The organism is Streptococcus pseudopneumoniae (assembly GCF_001072315.1).
GTDB classification, from domain to species: domain Bacteria; phylum Bacillota; class Bacilli; order Lactobacillales; family Streptococcaceae; genus Streptococcus; species Streptococcus pseudopneumoniae_R.
The window spans coordinates 13058-31675 of record NZ_JVLI01000120.1 but is presented as its reverse complement, the minus strand read 5'-3'; the positions used below and the strand labels follow the sequence as shown (position 1 = coordinate 31675).

Genomic DNA, 18618 nt, shown 5'->3' with positions numbered 1-18618 from the left:
CTTCTCCTTCTTATAAAAATTGCTGTGGCTCATGGTCAATGCTGAGACGGAGCTCACTATTTTCCCGTTCTTGAGTCAAGGCCAGAACCTGATTTAGAGTCGGCCCCAGCTCATCTTCTAAACGGTATTTAATTAAAATCTGGTAATGATAGAGGTTGTGGGTACGAGCAATGGGTTTTGGCGTCGGCCCGAGAATCTTACTGGTTTCAGACAAACCTGACCGCAAAATGTTCATGACTTCATAAGCACGTTTGACCACCTCTTCTTCCTTCTTATGAGAAAGGGTAATGCCAATCGTAAAATAGTAAGGTGGATAACCAAGTTGTCGTCTGATTCCCATTTCATAGGTATAAAAGCCCTCGTAATCCTGATCCTTGGCAAATCGAATAGCGTAGTGCTGAGGATTGTAGGACTGTATCAGGACCTGACCAGCTTTTTCAGCACGACCTGCTCGGCCTGCCACCTGAGTCAAGAGCTGGAAGGTTCTTTCAGAAGAACGGAAATCAGGCAGATTTAAGGCCGTATCCGCATTGAGCACTCCGACTAGGGTTACATTCGGAAAATCCAATCCCTTGGCAATCATCTGAGTACCTAGTAAAATATCTGCTTCCCCTCGTCCAAACTGGTCAAGTAGAGCTTGATGACTGCCTTTCTTACGCGTCGTATCCACATCCATACGCAGAATACGTGCCTGGGGAAAGAGCTCTGCTAGCTCATCATAAGCCTTCTGAGTCCCCGTCCCATAGTAACGAATACTTCGGCTCTTACAGTTAGGGCAGGCCTGAGGAATGTCCTTCGAGAAGCCACAATAATGGCAGTTCATGGTCTTGGTATCCATGTGCAAGGTCAAGGAAATATCACAGTTGGGACAAGTATCCACGGTCCCACACTCCCGACACATGACAAAGCTAGAATAACCACGACGATTGAGCATGAGAACCACCTGCTCTTTTTTAGCCAGACGGTCCTGAATAGCTTCTAACAAAGGAGGCGTAAAATTTGACGTCTCATTTTGTCCGATATAGTCCCGAAAATCAATCACTTGAACCTCAGGGATTGTAGCCAAAGGATTGGCCCGTTGGGTTAGACGTAAATGTTGATAGACGCCTTTGCCAGCCCGAGCACGGCTTTCCAGACTAGGAGTTGCTGAACCAAGCACCAAAGCTGCTTGATTATACTGAGCCCGTAAAATAGCTACCTCTCTAGCATGATAACGGGGATTACTGTCCTGCTTATAAGTCGCTTCATGCTCCTCATCGATTATCATAACACCTAGATTTTTTAGCGGAGCAAAGATGGCAGATCTGGCACCCACAACAACTTGAGCATCGCCACGTTCCACTTTGCGCCATTCATCATACTTTTCACCATTGGACAGGCCGGAATGAAGAATGGCCACTTTCTCACCAAATCGAGCGATAAAACGCTCCGTCATCTGAGGAGTCAGGGAAATCTCAGGCACCAGCAAAATAGCTGTCTTGCCCTTGTCCAAAGCCCCTTGGATAATCTGCAAGTAAACCTCGGTCTTCCCACTCCCTGTAATTCCTTGAAGGAGGAAGGGAGGCTTATGATTGCCAATCGCACTCACAACCGCATCACGCGCCTGTCTTTGCTCTGGATTCAACTCCAAAGGTCGACTTGTCTCAATGCCTTCAAAATAAGCAGCCGAGCGTTGAACTTCCTTTTGGACTATGGTCACAGCACCTTGTTCGACAAAGAAGTTGATTTGCTCCCGCGAGTAGGACTCTAACAAACTAGCCAAGGAAGCACTCTCTGGATGAGAAAGCAAATAGTCTCTCAGTTCTAACTTTTTCTTGGCGCGCGCAGAAATCTCGACACCTTTTAATCGAGCAAGATTCACCTCATACCAAGACTGGGTCTTGACCTTCTTTTGATCAATCGCCTGATATTCCAGACCAAGCAGGCCTTTTCTAGTCAAACGCATCATTTCGGCTTGTTTGGCAAGGTCTAGCGAAGAAAAGGCAAGCGAATCTTCTGAACCAAACAAGCGCTCTCGGTCTTCCTGACTCAGACCTTCCAGAGGATAGAGAATCTTGTCATAGCTGGAGTTCAGAAATCCTGGTAACATAGCCTTGAGGATAGAGATTTTGTAGGAGAAGACAGATTTACGTAACTCTTCAGCCAGCCAGAGTTGTTCTTGCGTGAGAACAGGAGAAAAATCCAGCACCTCCGCAATATCTTTTAAATCTTGATTAGCCTCTTCTTCATCTGGTTGGGACTCCAAACCAAGAACAATCCCTTGAATCAGGCGATTGCCCTTACCAAAGGGAACATGAACCCGCATCCCAACTTCAAGCATTCCCTCAAATTCCTCCGGAATCCTGTAACTATAGGGCTGGTCCGTCTGCATCAAGGGCACATCCACGATAATTTTAGCTATAGCCATCTTCTCACCTCCTCCTTGTCAGTACATTCTTGCAATAGAAAAAATAAGATTGAGTCCCCCCAACCTTAAATTTTTTCACCATCTTCTTTTTCTTTAGCGATTTGCTCTTTGATTTTCTTTTCTTCTTCTTCTTTGCGACGTTTTTCTTCTTCGATACGGCGACGCACCGCTTCACGTTTTCCTTCTGGGTCTGGGTGAATTGTAACGTTTCCTGATTCGATTTCTTCTAAAGCGCGAAGAGTTGATTTTTCAGACTTGAAACCTTGAGTTGCTGGCGCACCTGCTTCTAATTCGTGGGCACGTTTTGCTTCCAAGATTACGAGTGAATATTTTGAAGGAACCTTGTCAAGCAAGGTATCAATAGAGGGTTTTAACATCATTTGCTTGTACCTATTTTCTAAATTTTATCGGGTAGTTGGAGATTTTGGTAACATCTCCTGATAGTGACCAATGACACGATCCACACGGAAGTGCTCTGCTTCGATAACACGTTTGACACGCTCAGCAGCTAGGGGCACCTGATCGTTGACAATCGCATAATCATATTCACGCATGAGGGCAATTTCTTCCTTGGCCTTTTCGATTCGTTGGGCAATCACTTCTGCACTGTCTGTTCCACGTCCTACCAAACGATCTTGCAATTCATCCAAATCTGGTGGTGTCAGGAAGATAAAGACAGCATCTGGAACCTTTTTCTTGACCTGAAGAGCACCCTGAACTTCAATTTCAAGGAAAACATCAATTCCCTTGTCCAAGGTTTCATTGACATAGGTCAGAGGAGTTCCATAGTAGTTGCCGACATATTCTGCGTATTCCAACATCTGTCCTTGACGAATCAGTTCTTCAAACTCTTCGCGAGTACGGAAGAAATAGTCAACACCATCCACTTCTCCAGGACGTTGTGCGCGTGTCGTCATCGATACAGAGTATTGAAATCGGTTTTCAGAACTCTCAAAAATCTCTCTTCTAACCGTTCCTTTTCCAACCCCTGAAGGACCAGAAAAAACGATTAGTAAGCCTCTGTCTGCCATTGTGTCTCCTTTAGTCAGTCTGTGAAATAACATTTCTCTAGAATAATGGCAAAAAGCCAGATTATCCTTTACAGTCTTTCTATCTAGTGTAACAAAAAAGCAGTAATTTTTCAACTGCTCTTTCTTATTTATTTAGCATAATCTACTGCACGAAGCTCGCGGATAACGGTTACCTTGATATTTCCTGGATAATCGAGATTGTTTTCAATTTTCTCACGAACTTTATGAGCCAAGATTGTGACTTTGTCGTCCTTGATTTGTCCTGGATTGACCATGATACGAATTTCACGTCCTGCTTGAAGGGCAAAGCTAGTTTGCACTCCTTCAAAGCCGTTCGCAATTTCTTCCAAATCATGAAGACGCTTGATGTAGCTTTCAAGAGACTCACTACGAGCACCTGGACGGGCTGCGCTCAAGGCATCTGCTGCAGCAACGATAACTGCAATCACGCTCTCAGCTTCAACATCACCGTGGTGACTAGCAATCGTATTGACCACAACTGGGTGTTCCTTGTACTTACGGGCCAATTCCATACCGATTTCAACGTGGCTACCTTCAACCTCGCGGTCAATGGCTTTCCCAATATCGTGAAGGAATCCAGCACGACGGGCAAGAGCCGCATTTTCACCAAGCTCGCTGGCCATAATACCAGCCAACTTAGCAACTTCAATCGAATGGCGCAAAACATTTTGTCCATATGAAGTACGGAACTGCAAACGTCCCATAATCTTCATCAAGTCTGGATGAAGGTTCGGCGCTCCAATCTCATAGGCAGCAGCCTCACCATATTCACGGATCTTATTGTCAATCTCTTGACGGTTTTTCTCAACCAACTCCTCGATACGAGCTGGGTGGATACGACCATCTTTGAGCAACATTTCCATAGTCATACGGGCAATCTCACGACGGATTGGGTCAAAACCTGACAAGGTCACCACTTCTGGCGTATCGTCGATAATAACATCAACCCCTGTCAAACTTTCAAAGGTGCGAATGTTACGACCTTCACGACCAATAATGCGTCCCTTCATAGTATCGTCTGGCAGATGAACCGTTGAGTTTGTTGACTCCGCTACATATTCACCAGCGATACGTTGCATAGCTTGAACCAGGATGTCCTTGGCCATTTTGTCAGAACGTTCCTTGACCTCTTGCTCAGCTTCGCGAATGCGGCTAGCAATCTCCTTGGTCAAGTTTTCCTCTGTCTGAGCCAAGATAATATCTCGTGCTTCCGCCTGAGACAGGGCACCAATACGCTCTAACTCTGCTTCTTTTTGTCTTTCGACTTCCTCTAATTGCTCTTCACGCGCATCAAGGTTTTTCGCTCTATCAGAAATACTTTGTTCTTTTTGTTCAAGTGTTTGTTCTTTACTCGTCAAATTGTCGTCCTTACGGTCGAGACTTGTAGCTCTCTCTGTCAAACGACTTTCGATTTGTTTGAGTTCTTGACGTTCTGATTTGAATTCAGCGTCCACTTCTTCACGGTATTTTCTGGCTTCTTCTTTGGCCTCCAATAGTGCTTCTTTTTTAAGAGACTTGCTTTCTCGCTTGGCTTCATTAACCAATAAATCCGCTTCACGCTCAGCTTGTCCACGTAAATTAGTTGCTTCTTGTTCAGCATTTAAAAGCATCAACTCCGCAGCTTCCTGAGATGATTTCATCTTAGCTGAGATGCTGACATATCCAATGACTAAACCAATGATGACGGCAAAAACAGCAATCGCAAGCGACATGATTTCCATGTTTTTACCTCATTTTATTGTTATTCCGAATGACATACATTCTTTTACATTCTACCATAAAAAAGTGATTTTCACAAACCTAAAATAGAATATGTTTTGGGGAAATTGGAACACATTTGCTAAAATAAACTTGTTGTTTGGAAATAGTAGTTTAGTAGAGACTTAAGAAAAAGCCTACTTCGCAGTAGACTTAGTTTGTTTCTATTCTTATCGGCACTCTTCCAAAATTCTGCTCTTCTATACTTGGATTTCCTAGTTGGTAAATCTGGTCTGCCTTTTGGGTCATAGCATCCCAAGGTTCTTTGCCAATTCGGCTGACTAAATTGACCTGCCCCTTCAGAGACTTGAGGTGTTGTCTGCCTTTTTCGGTAAAGCCAAGGACATGGATGCCTTCTGGCAAGTCACTTTCTCTAGCTTGCATCAAGATATAAGTCAAGAGGCGTCTGACGCGTGCTTTTGTGTAACGTTTGGTGGCAACTGCCTCGACCAATTCGTCAACAGACTGAGCCGTCTTGATAGTTTCCTTGATGCGCACAGCCATCTCTTGATTGACCTGATAGATGGTGGTTAGGTCTGGATTTGACAAGATTTGATAGCGGAGCAAAGGAAAATAGTCTTCCCAGGTCACCTTACTAGCCTGCTCAAAGAGAGCAACAGAAGGCATAAAGTGTTCTAAGAAATCTTGGTCCTTCTGGTGCTGACGAAGAGCTGTCGCCGAGGCAAAGTCCACATCCTTGTCCACAGAATGGTAACCTGCCCCCTGACGCTGAATTGGCTCAAGTTTGATGTCTCGTCCTGCAACTGCCTTGGCATAGGCGAGAGCAAGAACATGATTGGGCGTATTGCCAGAAAAATCAAGACCTGCAAATTCCTTCCACATGGCTTGAGTTTTCTGTGGATATGAAAGAGAATCAGGCAGATTTTCCACAAATTTCTCCATGTCAGCACCTTTTTCTGTGTATAAGTCAGCGATTTTTTGATAATCCAGAACTTCCTCCGTCCCAAATGCTAGAGTATCAATGCCCAACCGAGCCAAGATATCCACAGCTCCTTGACCGAAGAAATCCGCAGCCTGAACACTGACTAAAAAGGGCAATTCCACCACCAGATCTGCTCCATTTGTCAGCGCCATCTGGGCCCGTATCCACTTATCTATAATCGCTGGTTCTCCTCGTTGCATGAAATTCCCAGACATAGCCACGACTTTCAGTCCTTCAGCCTGATCCAGCAGGTATTTGTGTCCATTATGAAAAGGATTAAACTCCGCGATAATACCCGTGATGGTCATAGTAATCTCCTACGTCTATATATCCTTTTTGTTCTAAAGGGGTGTCGTTTAGCCTTCATTGGCATATTATTACTTTTAACAACTATTAATCTAACAATTATCTTGGATGTAACAATACAACTAGCAATAAATATCGGTATAATCGTATATGGATCCTTACTAGAGATACTATTTTTTACTTCATCTAAAAGGAGTAAGTAAGATCCAATAATTAAAATAAATAGCAAAGTAACTATAAGAACTTTAATCCAGTTCCAAAAATATTCAAACACTTCCTTAATAAAATCTGTATCATTTTTTACTAAAAATTTTAATATATAACATACAGTTGCAGAAATCAACAAAGTCAATGGAATAATTGAATATTCACCAAACAATTGTATAATTTTATCTCCAAAAATAATTATTATATTTAAAGATGTATTGCTTATCTTAACTGTCTTGGCATATTCACCAAACAAATACGCTAATATCATAGGAAGTAACACATATTTAAATATTTCAAATTTATTGTCAGCTTCATAAATTACAATCTTCTTCAAAAATAATAAAGATATTTTTAAAATTAGTAGAAACAGACCTAATATTGATAAAAATACTAAGATAATAATCCCTATTATAATCAAGAGGATTGACACAATTGCTTTTTTCCAGTTTTTAAAAGATATATGTTCATAAAATAAATCAATATAACTCTGAAATTCAGTTTTAATATCTACTAACGGTTTAAGTCTAATATTATCTCTAAATTTTATGCAGTAAAAGCCAAAATAAAATAAGATAAATACTAATAGCCAAACTTGTCCTTTTATCATGCTGATCTCCTACTTCTGCGCCACAAAAAACCAACGGGTGCTGGTTTCTGTTGGCTCCTTGTCCTCAAAGTCCGCATAGAGTTTGAAAGACTTGAAACCAGCCTGTTCCAGCAAAATATCATAGGTCAAGGCTTCATAGGTCCGCTCCTCATGCACTTCATCGTGGCGACTAAAGAAACCGTCCGCCTCCTTGATAAAGAAAGTCAGCTCATGGACGATGGAGTGAGGCGCTTCATCCTCATAGGTATCCCAGAGCATAGCAAAATCTTCCGCATTTTCATGGTAGGAATAATCCGGGAAGACCTCGTCTGTCTGGTAGGTCGAATGTACATCAAAGATAAAGACTCCATCTTCGTTGAGGGCATTATACACTTCCTTAAAGACATCTCCCACTTCCACCTCGTCCTGCATGTAACAGATTGAGTCCGAGTAACACGTGACAAAGTCAAATTTACCTGCCTTGGACAAATCCAGCATATTGCCTTCTATAAAGGCAATATGCTGCTTGGCTGAAGCAGCTCTCTTCTTAGCAATCTTCAACATATCCGCACTCAAGTCAAGTCCAGTCACATCAAAACCAGCCTGAGAAAAGCGCACAGATTGATTGCCTGTCCCACAAGCCAATTCCAAGAGTTTCTTTCTCTCCTTGGTCTTAGGCAAATGACGCAGAGAAAAATCTGTCCATTTGTCGTATAAACTATCATCCATCACAGCATCGTAAACAGCCGCAAATGTTTCATATGTCGCCATAATCATGATACCAAGAGCCTCCATGGCAAACACCAGTAGCCCTCACCTTTCTATCCATTTTCTTCTAAAATAAGCAAAGAAACCCAGTTGACTGCAACTGAGTTCATCTTCTACGCCAGAGTTTCAGATAAATCTACTGAGTCTGCCTCATGCCATAGTTTTTCTAGATTATAGTGGGCACGCATTTCTTCTGAGAAGATATGCACAACGACAGCACCGAGGTCCAGTAAGACCCAACCTCCAGCTGCGTCGCCTTCGACATGACTGCCTTTAAATCCTGCTTCCGCTACTTTTTCACGGATATTATCAGCGATAGTGTCCAACTGACGGCTATTCATAGAGCTAGTGATCACAAAGTAGTCAGTCACGCTAGTCAAATCTTGTACATCAAGTGCAAGGATATCCTCTGCACGTTTCTCATCAGCCGCTTTCACGACTAGTTCTAGTAATTCTTTTTCCTTCATTTAGTCCTCTTTTTAGAAAATATGTTTGTAGTCTAGGACATCTGCAAAGCGCTCCTCCCAAATGCCCTCATAAAATTCATTAATCGTTTCTGCTGGAATGTCATCCCCATCAAACGTTGTGCAAGTTCCTTCTGGAATAATAAGCTGATAGCCATATTCAAAGGCAACCTTGACAGAGGTATCCACACAATATTCTGTCTGCATACCACATAAAACTAATTTTTCAATCCCCTGTTTATCCAAGTATTCTTTTAAGCCAGTTTCTTTGAAAATACTGTTATACTTCTTCTGAAAGACCTTTTCATCAGGTTTTCGATTTAAAAGCGCAGATAACTGCCAATCTTCTGATGTTTGAGCTTCAGAGTTCTCAATATGTTGAACATAGATAATTTCAATATTCTTGCTTCTAGCCTGGTTTTGTAAATAAGAAATTTTTTCCAATAGACTATTTGTCTGAAAACCGGTTTCCACTAAAATATTCTGAACATCAATGATTATAAAAGCCGTCTTCATTTAGTCCTCTTTCAAATAGTGCACAAAGGCGTTATGGGTTTCAAGGGTTTGGGGATAAATGGGAAATCCCTGATGAGCTAGATGCTCCACGGTACGAGCTGTTTCGTAGGCAACTGCCTTATTGAGTGACAAACTTGCAATCTCACGTGCCACATCTACTCCAGGAAAGGATCGATTGTGCTCGATATAGTCTGCGACGTAGATGACTTTATCTAGGTCTGTCATCTGACCAGCACCGACTGTATGGATTTCAATGGCTCGTAGAATTTCAGAATCATGCAAATCCAAATCTTCTTGAATCTTGTAGATACCAACCATACCATGCCAGACATTATTACCCCAGTTTTTGAGGTCGGGGTCTAACTGATAACGGTCAATCAAGTCCAAAAATTCCTGATCTGACAACTTCTTAGCATAGTCATGAAGGAGACCTGCTAGTCCTGCTTTCTCAGTATCGACTCCAAATCGCTGAGCCAGTTCTATTGCTGCACGCTCCACACCCAAACAATGGGTTAAGCGTTTTTCAGGTAGAAGCTCTGCCATTTTTTCCAACAAAGCCTCACGAGAGCAGTTGATATAGTCTTGATAGGCCATCAATAGAGCCCCTCCTTCTCGATGTAGTCTAGCACAGGCTGAGGTAGGAGAAAGTTGGGTTTTCGTCCTTGGGAAATAAAGTCACGCACCATGCTGGACGAGATATCCATGAGAGGCACATCAACCCAGATAACTGGGTAAGAAGTCCCTGCCTTGTAGCGTGGGCGTTGAACCCCCACAAACTGAACCATGTCAACCAGCTCATCAATTCGGTACCACTTAGGCAGATAGTCCACCATGTCGGCACCGATGATAAAGTAGTAATCTGTATCTGGATTCTTCTCTGTCAAAATCTTCATGGTATCGTAGGTGTAAGAAATGCCCTTACGTTCCAACTCAATGGTTTCAATCTCCAAACCTTCTATCCCCTCGATAGCCAACTCCAACATCTTGAGGCGGTGGTGTTCAGGGATGGTTTCTTTTTTGTCTACATGAGGAGGTTGGTATTCTGGCATAAGCAGAACCTGGTCCAGTCCTAACTGTTGTCGCACTTGATCCGCAACAATGAGATGGGCATTGTGAACAGGGTTAAAATTCCCCCCTAAAATCCCGACTTGTTTGCGTTTTTTCTCCTTGATTTCTGGCTCCAACTCTACCTTGGTAAAGGGAGTCAATAGTTCGATTGCCATAGGCTAGTCTCCTTTATTTCTCTGTAAAAACAGTTGTTTGGAGTAGGTTTCCTAGATTTCTTTGACTTTTTTAGAAATCTTGCGATTTTCTTTTTTGCTGGATTGTTTAAACAAAATCAAGATGCGTCCGATTTTTTGGACTGTATCCACACCGATTTCTTCTTCCAAGATTTCAGCTACTTCGTGGATGTTTTCATCTGTGTTTTGTAAGAGCGTTACTTTAATCAATTCGCGGGCGTCAAGAGCTTGACGGACGCTGGTTTTGATTTGGTCGTTGAGTCCATTTTTCCCAATTTGGATGATGGGTTTGAGGGTGTGTGCCTGACTGTTGAGGAAGGCACGTTGTTTTGATGTTAATGACATAATTTCTTCCTTGTTTTTTTGATAGTTATTTTAGGTGGTGAGGGACGGTCGGAACTAATTTTCCAAAGATCTCATCTTTGAAAAATGGATTTCCTGACCTCACCATTGAGCCTTGGTCTCAATGGTGCCCCTTGCCAATCTATCGATTGGCAAAACACCACAGCAATAACTATCTTTTTATGAGCTCACTTTGTTCGATCAGTGATTTTATTTTAAATAATTGCTTTTCGTGTGACGACGGCAACGCCTTCTGGTGCCCAGACGGCGACTTTGGCTGTGCCTGTTACGCGAATCCAGCCTAGGCCTGAGATAACTAGGTCTGTCTTGTCCTTAATGTTAAATACATGCTGAACTAGTTTTGGAAAATCTTCTTTTTCCTTGCTATTTGGTGGTGTCAGAAGGGTTCCGACGTGCTTATCGTAAAAGGCACTAGCTCCTTCAAGCTTGGTACGATGGAGTTTGAGTTCATTGTCAAAGAAGGCAGTGAAACCTTGCTTTTCACCCGCAATGAAATCAAAGCGTCCGAGACCACCTAAAAATAGGGTTTGTTCAGGATTTAGCTGATAGGTCTTAGGCTTGATTTCCTTTTTGGGGCTGACATACTTGAGGTTTTTAGCCGTCAAGTAGTGAGCCATCTGGTTACGGTGGATAATCCCTGGTGTATCGTAGATATAAGATCCGTCATCAAGTGGAATCTCAATCTTGTCCAAGGTTGTCCCTGGGAAGCGCGAAGTCGTAATGACATTCTGGTCACCCATGATTTCTTGGATAATAGCATTGATAAGAGTTGATTTTCCAACGTTGGTTACACCAACCACATAGACATCACGGCCCTTACGGTAGTGTTCAATCTTGTCAATGACTTCCTTAATGGCATGCTTGTTTTGTGCCGAAGTTAAGACGACATCGACTGGACGAAGACCTTCTTCATGGGCACGCTCCATGAGCCACTGGCTAATCTTTCCCGGTTTTACTGACTTGGGCAGGATATCTTTTTTATTTCCGACCAAGAGGACATCATTTCCTGAGACAAAACGTGGCAAGCCTGGGATAACAGAGCCATTAAAATCAAAGATATCAATGACATTGACCACTAAAGCATCACTGTCTCCCACCTCATGCAAGAGCTTGAGGAAATCATCATCCGTCAACTGGACATCCGTGATTTCATTGTAGTGGCGGAGACGGAAACAGCGTTGGCAATAGACTTCGCCAGTCTCCAAACCTTTTTCAAGTGCCGACTGGGGAGTAAATCCAAGTCCAGCCTTGTCTGTCGTCTGAATGGTTGCTCCACAACCAATACAGAGAATTTCTTCCATAGTTAAATTCCTTTTTTATATGTAATCGGTCCGTACTTTTCAGTGATTTTTCGCATGACACGACGCTCACGAGCTCGGTTAATCTGCGTTTTGATCGAGTCATGTTGGACCAAGGGTTTGACTAAAATCGAGCGAATGCCAGCACGGTGGGCTGCACGAATATCTGTCATGAGCTGATCGCCAACCATGACCACTTCGCTTTTATCATAGTGGAATTCCTTCATGGCACGGTCAATCCCAAATGTGAAGGGCTTCAATGCCCAATAAACGTAATCAATCCCAAACTTCTCAACTGCTCGTTGGACGCGTTTCTTAGTGTTGTTTGAGACTACGATAATGCGAATGCCCGCGTCCCGAAGATCATGTAGCCATCGTTTCATCTCTGGAGTCCCGTCAGGGTTATTCCAAGCAATGAGAGTATTATCTAAATCCACCAAAACAGCTTTTATTCCTTGTTTTTGCAGGCTTTCTACTGTCAAATCATAAACTGCTTCCACAGCAAAATCTGGCATGTAATTTTCAATCGCCATTCTGGCTCCTTCTCTTTTATTTTCTAGTAATTTTCTTCAGCCATTGAGATAAGGCTGCCCATAAAATCAAGCTAGCCATTAAGATATAAATCCAAGCATTTGGCTCTTCTGTAAATGGTAGAGGAACATTCATTCCGAAAAAGCCTGTCACGACTGCCAAAACAGCTAGCAAGACTGAAATGATGGTCAAGGTTGTCAAATTATCATTCAGATTATTGTTTAGGATATTGTTGTAAGATGCTGATAGTTGTTGGAGGACTTGAGAAATCAAGTCTGTCATGGACACCAGTTGGTGAGCCTCAATCATGGCATCATCAAACTGCTCTCTTTCAATCTCGTTAAAACTGCGATAGAGGGCATGCCCTTGGATATGTTCCAGCAACATGCGATTTTGCTTGGCAGCCGCAGTGAGGTAAACCATACCAGTTTCCAAGTCGGAAAGGGCAAAGAGATTTTTCTTGGTCGTCCGCTGGCGCAAGAGACCATTGACCTCATCCTTACTCTTGTCCATCTGCTCGACGACAGGATAGTAGGCATTGCTGATAATTTCCAGACTGGCAAAGAGAAACTTGTAAATCGAAAGCATATCATGACTCTCCAGATAACGTGTCATCTGTTCAATGACATAGGCATTCTTGGTATTACTGATGGTTATCAGGCGACGATGTTCCACAATAAAGGTCATGGGAAAGGCTTCATAGTATGCCTTATCCTTTTTCAAGTCCAAGACATTGTAGATAAAGGTCACCGTTCCATTTTCACGGTGATAATCCATGTGGGCACGCTCATTTCTATCCAGTGCGTATTCGATGGTTTCCTTGTCCAAACCGTAGATTTCAGAAAGGTCCTCTAGTTTTTTCAACTTATCCAAATCTAGGTTAATCCAGGTACAACCATTGCCCAACTGTTTTTCTAAAAACATCTTTTCTCCTTTACCAAACTCTTTCCATTATACCATAAATCTACTAAAATTTCAGGCCTGGTCTGTCCGAGAGAAATTGCTGACAACGGTGATATTCCGATTGGGAACGAAGTGCAGAACCTGGTCTTCTCCTCTGAGTTGAGTAGTTCGAATACCGACACTGACAACCTTGCCCGATACAGTAATAGGACCATTTGTCAGAACGACCTCATCCCCCACATCCAGTTGACGTTCAAAAAGGATGAAAAAGCCATTGATGACATCAGACAGAAAGCCTTGGGCTCCCATCCCAATAGCCACCCCAGCGATTCCTGCACCTGCCAGCAAACTAGAAACTGGCAAACCTAAAATCGACAAAATACAGTAAAGTAAAAAGAAATAAAGGGTATAATTAAACATGTTTTCTAACAGACGTGAGATTGTTTTCTGACGTCCGACATCATGATGAGACATTTTTAGAGAAGGTTTAACAATTCTCTGCACCATAGTATGGAGCAATTTCTTAACTATATAGAAGAGTAAAAATAGAAATAACAGAGAAATTAACTTGGTTAAGATATTCTCAATAATCGTTGTTATATCAAGCTTATTGAGATAGGTTTGAAAAAATTCTTGCATAGAAAACTCCTTTCATTTATTATACCATACTTTCATAAAGTGTCATTCTCCATAAATATTCAAAAATAATTTCAAAAATAGACAGAAAATTCTTGATTTTAGTTCATATTTATACTATAATCATAAACATTACACAACAAAGGAGATTGTTATGAAAAAATTCATTCATGCTTGGAATAAGGCAAGCCTAATCAAACGAATTTTGATTGGTATGCTTATTGGAGGAACCCTAGGACTGACACTTCCTAACATTTCAGGAATTGGCCTTCTAGGAGATCTCTTTGTTGGTGGCCTCAAAGCCATCGCACCGATTCTGGTCTTTGCCCTCGTTGCCAATGCCCTTTCCCAACATCAAAAGGGACAAGATAGTAATATGAAAACCGTTATCTTCCTTTACTTGGTAGGAACCTTCGCAGCTGCCCTCATCGCTGTACTAGCAAGTTTCATCGTCCCTGTTGAAATTACCTTAAATAGCGCTAATACCGATATTGCTCCACCAGATGGGATTGGACAGGTCCTCAGCAACCTCTTGCTCAAACTGGTTGACAATCCAGTTAATGCCCTCATTACTGCCAACTACATTGGTATCCTATCATGGGCAGTTGTTTTCGGGATTGCTATGAGAGAAGCCAGCAAAAATAGTAAAGAATTACTGAAAACTATGGCTGATGTGACTTCTAAAATTGTCGAATGGATCATTAACCTAGCTCCATTTGGTATCCTTGGCCTTGTCTTTAAAACCATTTCTGATAAGGGAATCGGAAGTCTAGCCAACTACGGAATCTTGCTTGCCCTCTTGGTGACAACTATGTTCTTTGTGGCTCTAGTAGTCAATCCATTGATTGCCTTCCTCTTTATGAAGAGAAACCCTTATCCCCTCGTTTGGAAATGTTTGCGTGTCAGCGGTGTGACAGCCTTCTTTACTCGTAGTTCTGCGGCCAATATCCCTGTCAACATGAAACTTTGTCACGACCTTGGACTAGATCCAGATACCTATTCTGTTTCTATCCCACTTGGTTCTACTATCAACATGGCCGGAGCAGCGATTACCATTAACATTTTGACCCTTGCTGCAGTTAACACTCTTGGAATTCCTGTTGACTTTGCGACAGCCTTTGTCCTCAGTGTAGTAGCAGCTATCTCAGCCTGTGGTGCTTCTGGTATTGCTGGAGGTTCCCTCCTTCTTATCCCAGTTGCTTGTAGTCTTTTCGGTATTTCTAACGATATTGCCATGCAAGTTGTCGGAGTTGGATTTGTTATTGGTGTCATTCAAGACTCATGTGAAACAGCCCTTAACTCTTCTACAGACGTCCTCTTTACTGCCGTTGCCGAATACGCAGCAGCCCGTAAAAAATAAATCATAAAGGCAAGCCTGCTCAGGTCTTGTCTTTTACGCTTTTATTCTAACTTATTAGGAAATTCTTATGTCTATTAGCCAACGTACGACCAAGCTCATCTTAGCTACCTGTCTTGCCTGCCTTCTTGCTTATTTTCTCAATCTGTCCTCAGCTGTCTCGGCTGGAATCATCGCTCTCTTGAGCCTATCTGATACGCGTAGAAGTACCTTAAAACTGGCCCGCAATCGGCTCTTTTCCATGCTTCTAGCTCTGGTTATCGGGGTTTTGGCTTTTCACTTGAGTGGATTTCATATCTGGAGCCTTGGCCTCTATTTGGCCCTATACGTTCCTCTAGCCTACAAGATGGGCTGGGAAATTGGCATCACACCAAGTAGCGTTTTGGTTAGCCACCTCTTGGTACAAGAGTCAACCTCTCCAGACCTTCTAGTCAATGAATTCCTTCTCTTTGCAATCGGTACTGGATTTGCCCTGCTTGTTAATCTCTATATGCCTTCACGAGAAGAGGAAATCCAGCACTACCACACACTGGTGGAAGAAAAGTTAAAAGATATCCTCCTACGCTTCAAATATTATTTATCCAGAGGGGATGGACGTAACCGAGCACAGCTTGTGGAAGAATTAGACACTCTTTTGGAAGAAGCCCTCAGACTGGTCTATTTGGATCACTCAGACCACCTCTTTCACCAGACTGATTACCATATTCACTACTTTGAGATGAGACAGCGACAAAGTCGTATCCTGCGAAACATGGCCCAGCAAATCAACACCTGTCACCTAGCTGCCAGTGAGAGCCTGATCTTAGCGCAGCTCTTTTCAAAAATCGCTGGTCAACTGAGCCAGACCAATCCTGCTTCTGATTTACTAGATGAAATTGAACGCTATCTAGAAGTCTTCCGAAACCGCAGTCTACCCAAGACAAGAGAAGAATTTGAAACTCGCGCCACCCTTCTTCAACTCCTGCGTGAAGCCAAAACCTTCATCCAAGTAAAAGTTGATTTTTACCAAAAATATGGACAGTAAAAAAGAAAACTTCAGACCAATCACAAAAGGTGATTATCTGAAGTTTTCTTTTATTTGTAGGTTAGTACCATAAAGGTTAATAGTAAAACGAATAGGGCTTAATATTCAACATCTTTTTATAGAATGCTGAGATAAAATACTGTAAACTTTGCAGTATTATTATCCACTACACGGAGTTTTACAAATCGATTCTATTTACCAAACATAGTTAGTAAGACAGTTATCTAGGCCACTTTCTACCCGTTACAACGGAAAAGCCCACGAATCAATATTATTCGTAAAACTTTACTAGTGGAGCACCTAGAGTCTGGGACAAAAAGATTTTGATTTTAGGAATTCTTTATTATAAATTTAAAAAATCGATAGATTAGACAAAAAAGCGAACAAGACAGAATTCTGAGTGTCAGATAACTCGTTTTGTTCGCTTTTTATATTTAAGGTTAGACTTTTGCCCCAGGCTCATTAGCTACTTAGAATGTTACACAATCAAATAAATTTTCTGAACCACGACACGGAGTTTGGCAAATCGATTACATTTGCCAAACGTAGTTAGTGAGGCAGTTAGCTAGTTCGCCAAATAGCGACTAGCGTCCAACAATTAGGAACTGTAGTTCCAATTGTTGGTACTGAGTCACATTTTTTCTTCCAACTCTACGTCTGGATACTTGTCCGCAAACCAACGGAGGGCAAAGTCATTTTCAAAGAGGAAGACTGGTTGGTCAAAACGGTCTTTAACCAAGATATTTCGGCTTGATGACATCCGTTCATCCAAGTCCTCTGGCTTGATCCAACGAACGGTCTTTTTACCCATTGGGCTCATGACCACTTCTGCATTGTACTCGCCTTCCATACGGTGCTTAAAGACTTCAAACTGGAGTTGACCCACAGCCCCTAGCATGTACTCACCTGTTTGGTAATTCTTGTAAAGCTGAACGGCTCCTTCTTGCACTAGTTGCTCAATCCCCTTGTGGAAGGATTTTTGCTTCATGACATTCTTAGCAGAGACTTTCATGAAAATTTCAGGTGTAAAGGTTGGTAGGGGTTCAAATTCAAACTTGTTTTTGCCAACTGTCAAAGTATCCCCAACTTGATAAGTACCTGTATCGTAAACCCCTATAATATCACCTGCCACAGCGTTGGTTACATTCTCACGACTTTCCGCCATAAACTGGGTAACATTCGAAAGTTTAGCCCCCTTACCAGTACGAGGCAGGTTGACACTCATGCCACGCTCAAATTCACCTGATACGATACGGACAAAGGCAATACGGTCACGGTGACGAGGGTCCATGTTGGCTTGGATTTTAAAGACAAATCCTGAGAAATCCTTATCATGAGGATCCACAATTTCGCCATCTGTTTTCTTGTGTCCATGTGGTTCTGGAGCAAACTTAAGGAAGGTTTCAAGGAAGGTCTGCACACCAAAGTTTGTCAAAGCTGAACCGAAGAAGACAGGTGTCAATTCTCCAGCAAGGATTGCTCCCTCTGAAAACTCATTCCCAGCTTCATTTAAAAGTTCAATATCATCCTTGACTTGCTCATAGAAAGGATTGCTTCCAAAAAGCTTGTCTCCATCTTCCAGGCTAGCAAAACGCTCATCCCCTTTATAAAGTTCCAAACGTTGGTTATAGAGGTCATACAATCCTTCGAAGGCTTTCCCCATACCGATCGGCCAGTTCATCGGATAGCTCGCAATGCCCAAGACTTCTTCCAATTCTTGCAAGAGGTCCAGTGGCTCACGACCGTCACGGTCTAGCTTGTTCATAAAGGTGAAGACCGGAATTCCACGGTGTTTGACAACTTCAAACAATTTCTTGGTTTGAGCCTCAATACCCTTGGCAGAGTCCACAACCATGACCGCAGCATCCACCGCCATCAAGGTACGATAGGTATCTTCTGAGAAGTCCTCATGTCCTGGTGTGTCGAGGATATTGACGCGCTTACCATCGTAGTCAAATTGCATAACAGATGAGGTCACCGAAATCCCACGTTGCTTCTCGATATCCATCCAGTCAGACTTGGCAAAAGTCCCTGTTTTCTTTCCTTTTACGGTACCAGCCTCACGAATCTCGCCTCCAAAGTAGAGCAGTTGCTCAGTGATAGTTGTTTTCCCCGCGTCCGGGTGGGAGATGATGGCAAAAGTACGACGTTTCTTAATTTCTTCTTGAATATTCATAAGTTCTCTTTCTTTGATTTTCTATTTTTAGTTATTTCAATAGCTAAGAATGATTTCTACATTGGATTTTACCATTCCT

General features: G+C 42.4%; 19 protein-coding genes. 2 read left to right on the top strand and 17 right to left on the bottom strand.

Annotated features, from left to right (window positions below; translation table 11 throughout):
• Positions 1-10: 10 nt before the first annotated feature.
• From ADH54_RS06535 to ADH54_RS06460, 16 genes are all read right to left on the bottom strand, one after another.
• Positions 11-2407: a primosomal protein N' gene (locus ADH54_RS06535; protein WP_049524496.1), complete on the bottom strand. Its 2397-nt coding sequence runs from the start codon at positions 2405-2407 to the stop codon at positions 11-13.
• Positions 2408-2472: 65 nt separating this feature from the next.
• The gene (gene rpoZ, locus ADH54_RS06530; protein ID WP_000979235.1) at positions 2473-2787 is read right to left on the bottom strand and encodes a DNA-directed RNA polymerase subunit omega; all 315 of its coding nucleotides are present in this window, start codon (positions 2785-2787) and stop codon (positions 2473-2475) included.
• Positions 2788-2811: 24 nt separating this feature from the next.
• A complete protein-coding gene (gene gmk / locus ADH54_RS06525; protein WP_049524495.1) occupies positions 2812-3438 on the bottom strand; it encodes a guanylate kinase in 627 nt (208 codons plus the stop codon).
• A gap of 128 nt (positions 3439-3566) precedes the next feature.
• Positions 3567-5180 carry a ribonuclease Y gene (locus ADH54_RS06520; RefSeq protein ID WP_000404936.1) on the bottom strand — a complete coding sequence of 538 codons (1614 nt, stop codon included), beginning with the start codon at positions 5178-5180 and terminating at the stop codon, positions 3567-3569.
• A gap of 190 nt (positions 5181-5370) precedes the next feature.
• Complete coding sequence (locus tag ADH54_RS06515; RefSeq protein WP_049524494.1) at positions 5371-6468, bottom strand: nucleotidyltransferase; 1098 nt, start codon at positions 6466-6468, stop codon at positions 5371-5373.
• Positions 6465-7283, bottom strand: coding sequence for a hypothetical protein (locus tag ADH54_RS06510; protein ID WP_049524493.1), 819 nt, complete (start codon positions 7281-7283; stop codon positions 6465-6467). Before ADH54_RS06510 ends, ADH54_RS06515 begins: the two co-directional genes overlap by 4 nt.
• A 9-nt stretch (positions 7284-7292) precedes the next feature.
• Positions 7293-8033, bottom strand: a complete 741-nt coding sequence (locus ADH54_RS06505) for a class I SAM-dependent DNA methyltransferase (RefSeq protein ID WP_049524506.1) — start codon at positions 8031-8033, stop codon at positions 7293-7295.
• 110 nt (positions 8034-8143) lie between these two features.
• The gene (rsfS, locus tag ADH54_RS06500) at positions 8144-8497 is read right to left on the bottom strand and encodes a ribosome silencing factor (protein ID WP_049524492.1); all 354 of its coding nucleotides are present in this window, start codon (positions 8495-8497) and stop codon (positions 8144-8146) included.
• 12 nt (positions 8498-8509) lie between these two features.
• Positions 8510-9010 carry a cysteine hydrolase family protein gene (locus tag ADH54_RS06495; protein WP_049524491.1) on the bottom strand — a complete coding sequence of 167 codons (501 nt, stop codon included), beginning with the start codon at positions 9008-9010 and terminating at the stop codon, positions 8510-8512.
• On the bottom strand, positions 9011-9604 hold the full coding sequence (yqeK, locus tag ADH54_RS06490) for a bis(5'-nucleosyl)-tetraphosphatase (symmetrical) YqeK (RefSeq protein ID WP_049524490.1): 594 nt from the start codon (positions 9602-9604) through the stop codon (positions 9011-9013).
• On the bottom strand, positions 9604-10233 hold the full coding sequence (locus ADH54_RS06485) for a nicotinate-nucleotide adenylyltransferase (RefSeq protein ID WP_049524489.1): 630 nt from the start codon (positions 10231-10233) through the stop codon (positions 9604-9606). Before ADH54_RS06485 ends, yqeK begins: the two co-directional genes overlap by 1 nt.
• A 51-nt stretch (positions 10234-10284) precedes the next feature.
• Entirely contained in the window at positions 10285-10596 is a 312-nt protein-coding gene (yhbY, locus tag ADH54_RS06480) for a ribosome assembly RNA-binding protein YhbY (protein ID WP_000060169.1), read from the bottom strand.
• Between the two features lie 212 nt (positions 10597-10808).
• Entirely contained in the window at positions 10809-11915 is a 1107-nt protein-coding gene (yqeH, locus tag ADH54_RS06475; protein WP_049524488.1) for a ribosome biogenesis GTPase YqeH, read from the bottom strand.
• Positions 11916-11917: 2 nt separating this feature from the next.
• Positions 11918-12445, bottom strand: a complete 528-nt coding sequence (locus ADH54_RS06470) for a YqeG family HAD IIIA-type phosphatase (protein ID WP_049524487.1) — start codon at positions 12443-12445, stop codon at positions 11918-11920.
• A 16-nt stretch (positions 12446-12461) separates the two neighbouring features.
• Entirely contained in the window at positions 12462-13367 is a 906-nt protein-coding gene (locus ADH54_RS06465) for a magnesium transporter CorA family protein (RefSeq protein ID WP_049524486.1), read from the bottom strand.
• Positions 13368-13418: 51 nt separating this feature from the next.
• Complete coding sequence (locus ADH54_RS06460; protein ID WP_049524485.1) at positions 13419-13985, bottom strand: mechanosensitive ion channel family protein; 567 nt, start codon at positions 13983-13985, stop codon at positions 13419-13421.
• Positions 13986-14136: 151 nt separating this feature from the next.
• On the opposite strand from ADH54_RS06460, the gene sstT reads away from it, so the two are divergent.
• Together sstT and ADH54_RS06450 are read left to right on the top strand one after the other, a co-directional pair.
• Complete coding sequence (gene sstT / locus ADH54_RS06455; RefSeq protein ID WP_049524484.1) at positions 14137-15342, top strand: serine/threonine transporter SstT; 1206 nt, start codon at positions 14137-14139, stop codon at positions 15340-15342.
• Positions 15343-15409: 67 nt separating this feature from the next.
• Positions 15410-16363: an aromatic acid exporter family protein gene (locus tag ADH54_RS06450; RefSeq protein WP_049524483.1), complete on the top strand. Its 954-nt coding sequence runs from the start codon at positions 15410-15412 to the stop codon at positions 16361-16363.
• 631 nt (positions 16364-16994) lie between these two features.
• Here the strand turns inward: ADH54_RS06450 and ADH54_RS06445 are convergent.
• Positions 16995-18539: a peptide chain release factor 3 gene (locus ADH54_RS06445; protein WP_049524482.1), complete on the bottom strand. Its 1545-nt coding sequence runs from the start codon at positions 18537-18539 to the stop codon at positions 16995-16997.
• Positions 18540-18618 lie beyond the last annotated feature (79 nt).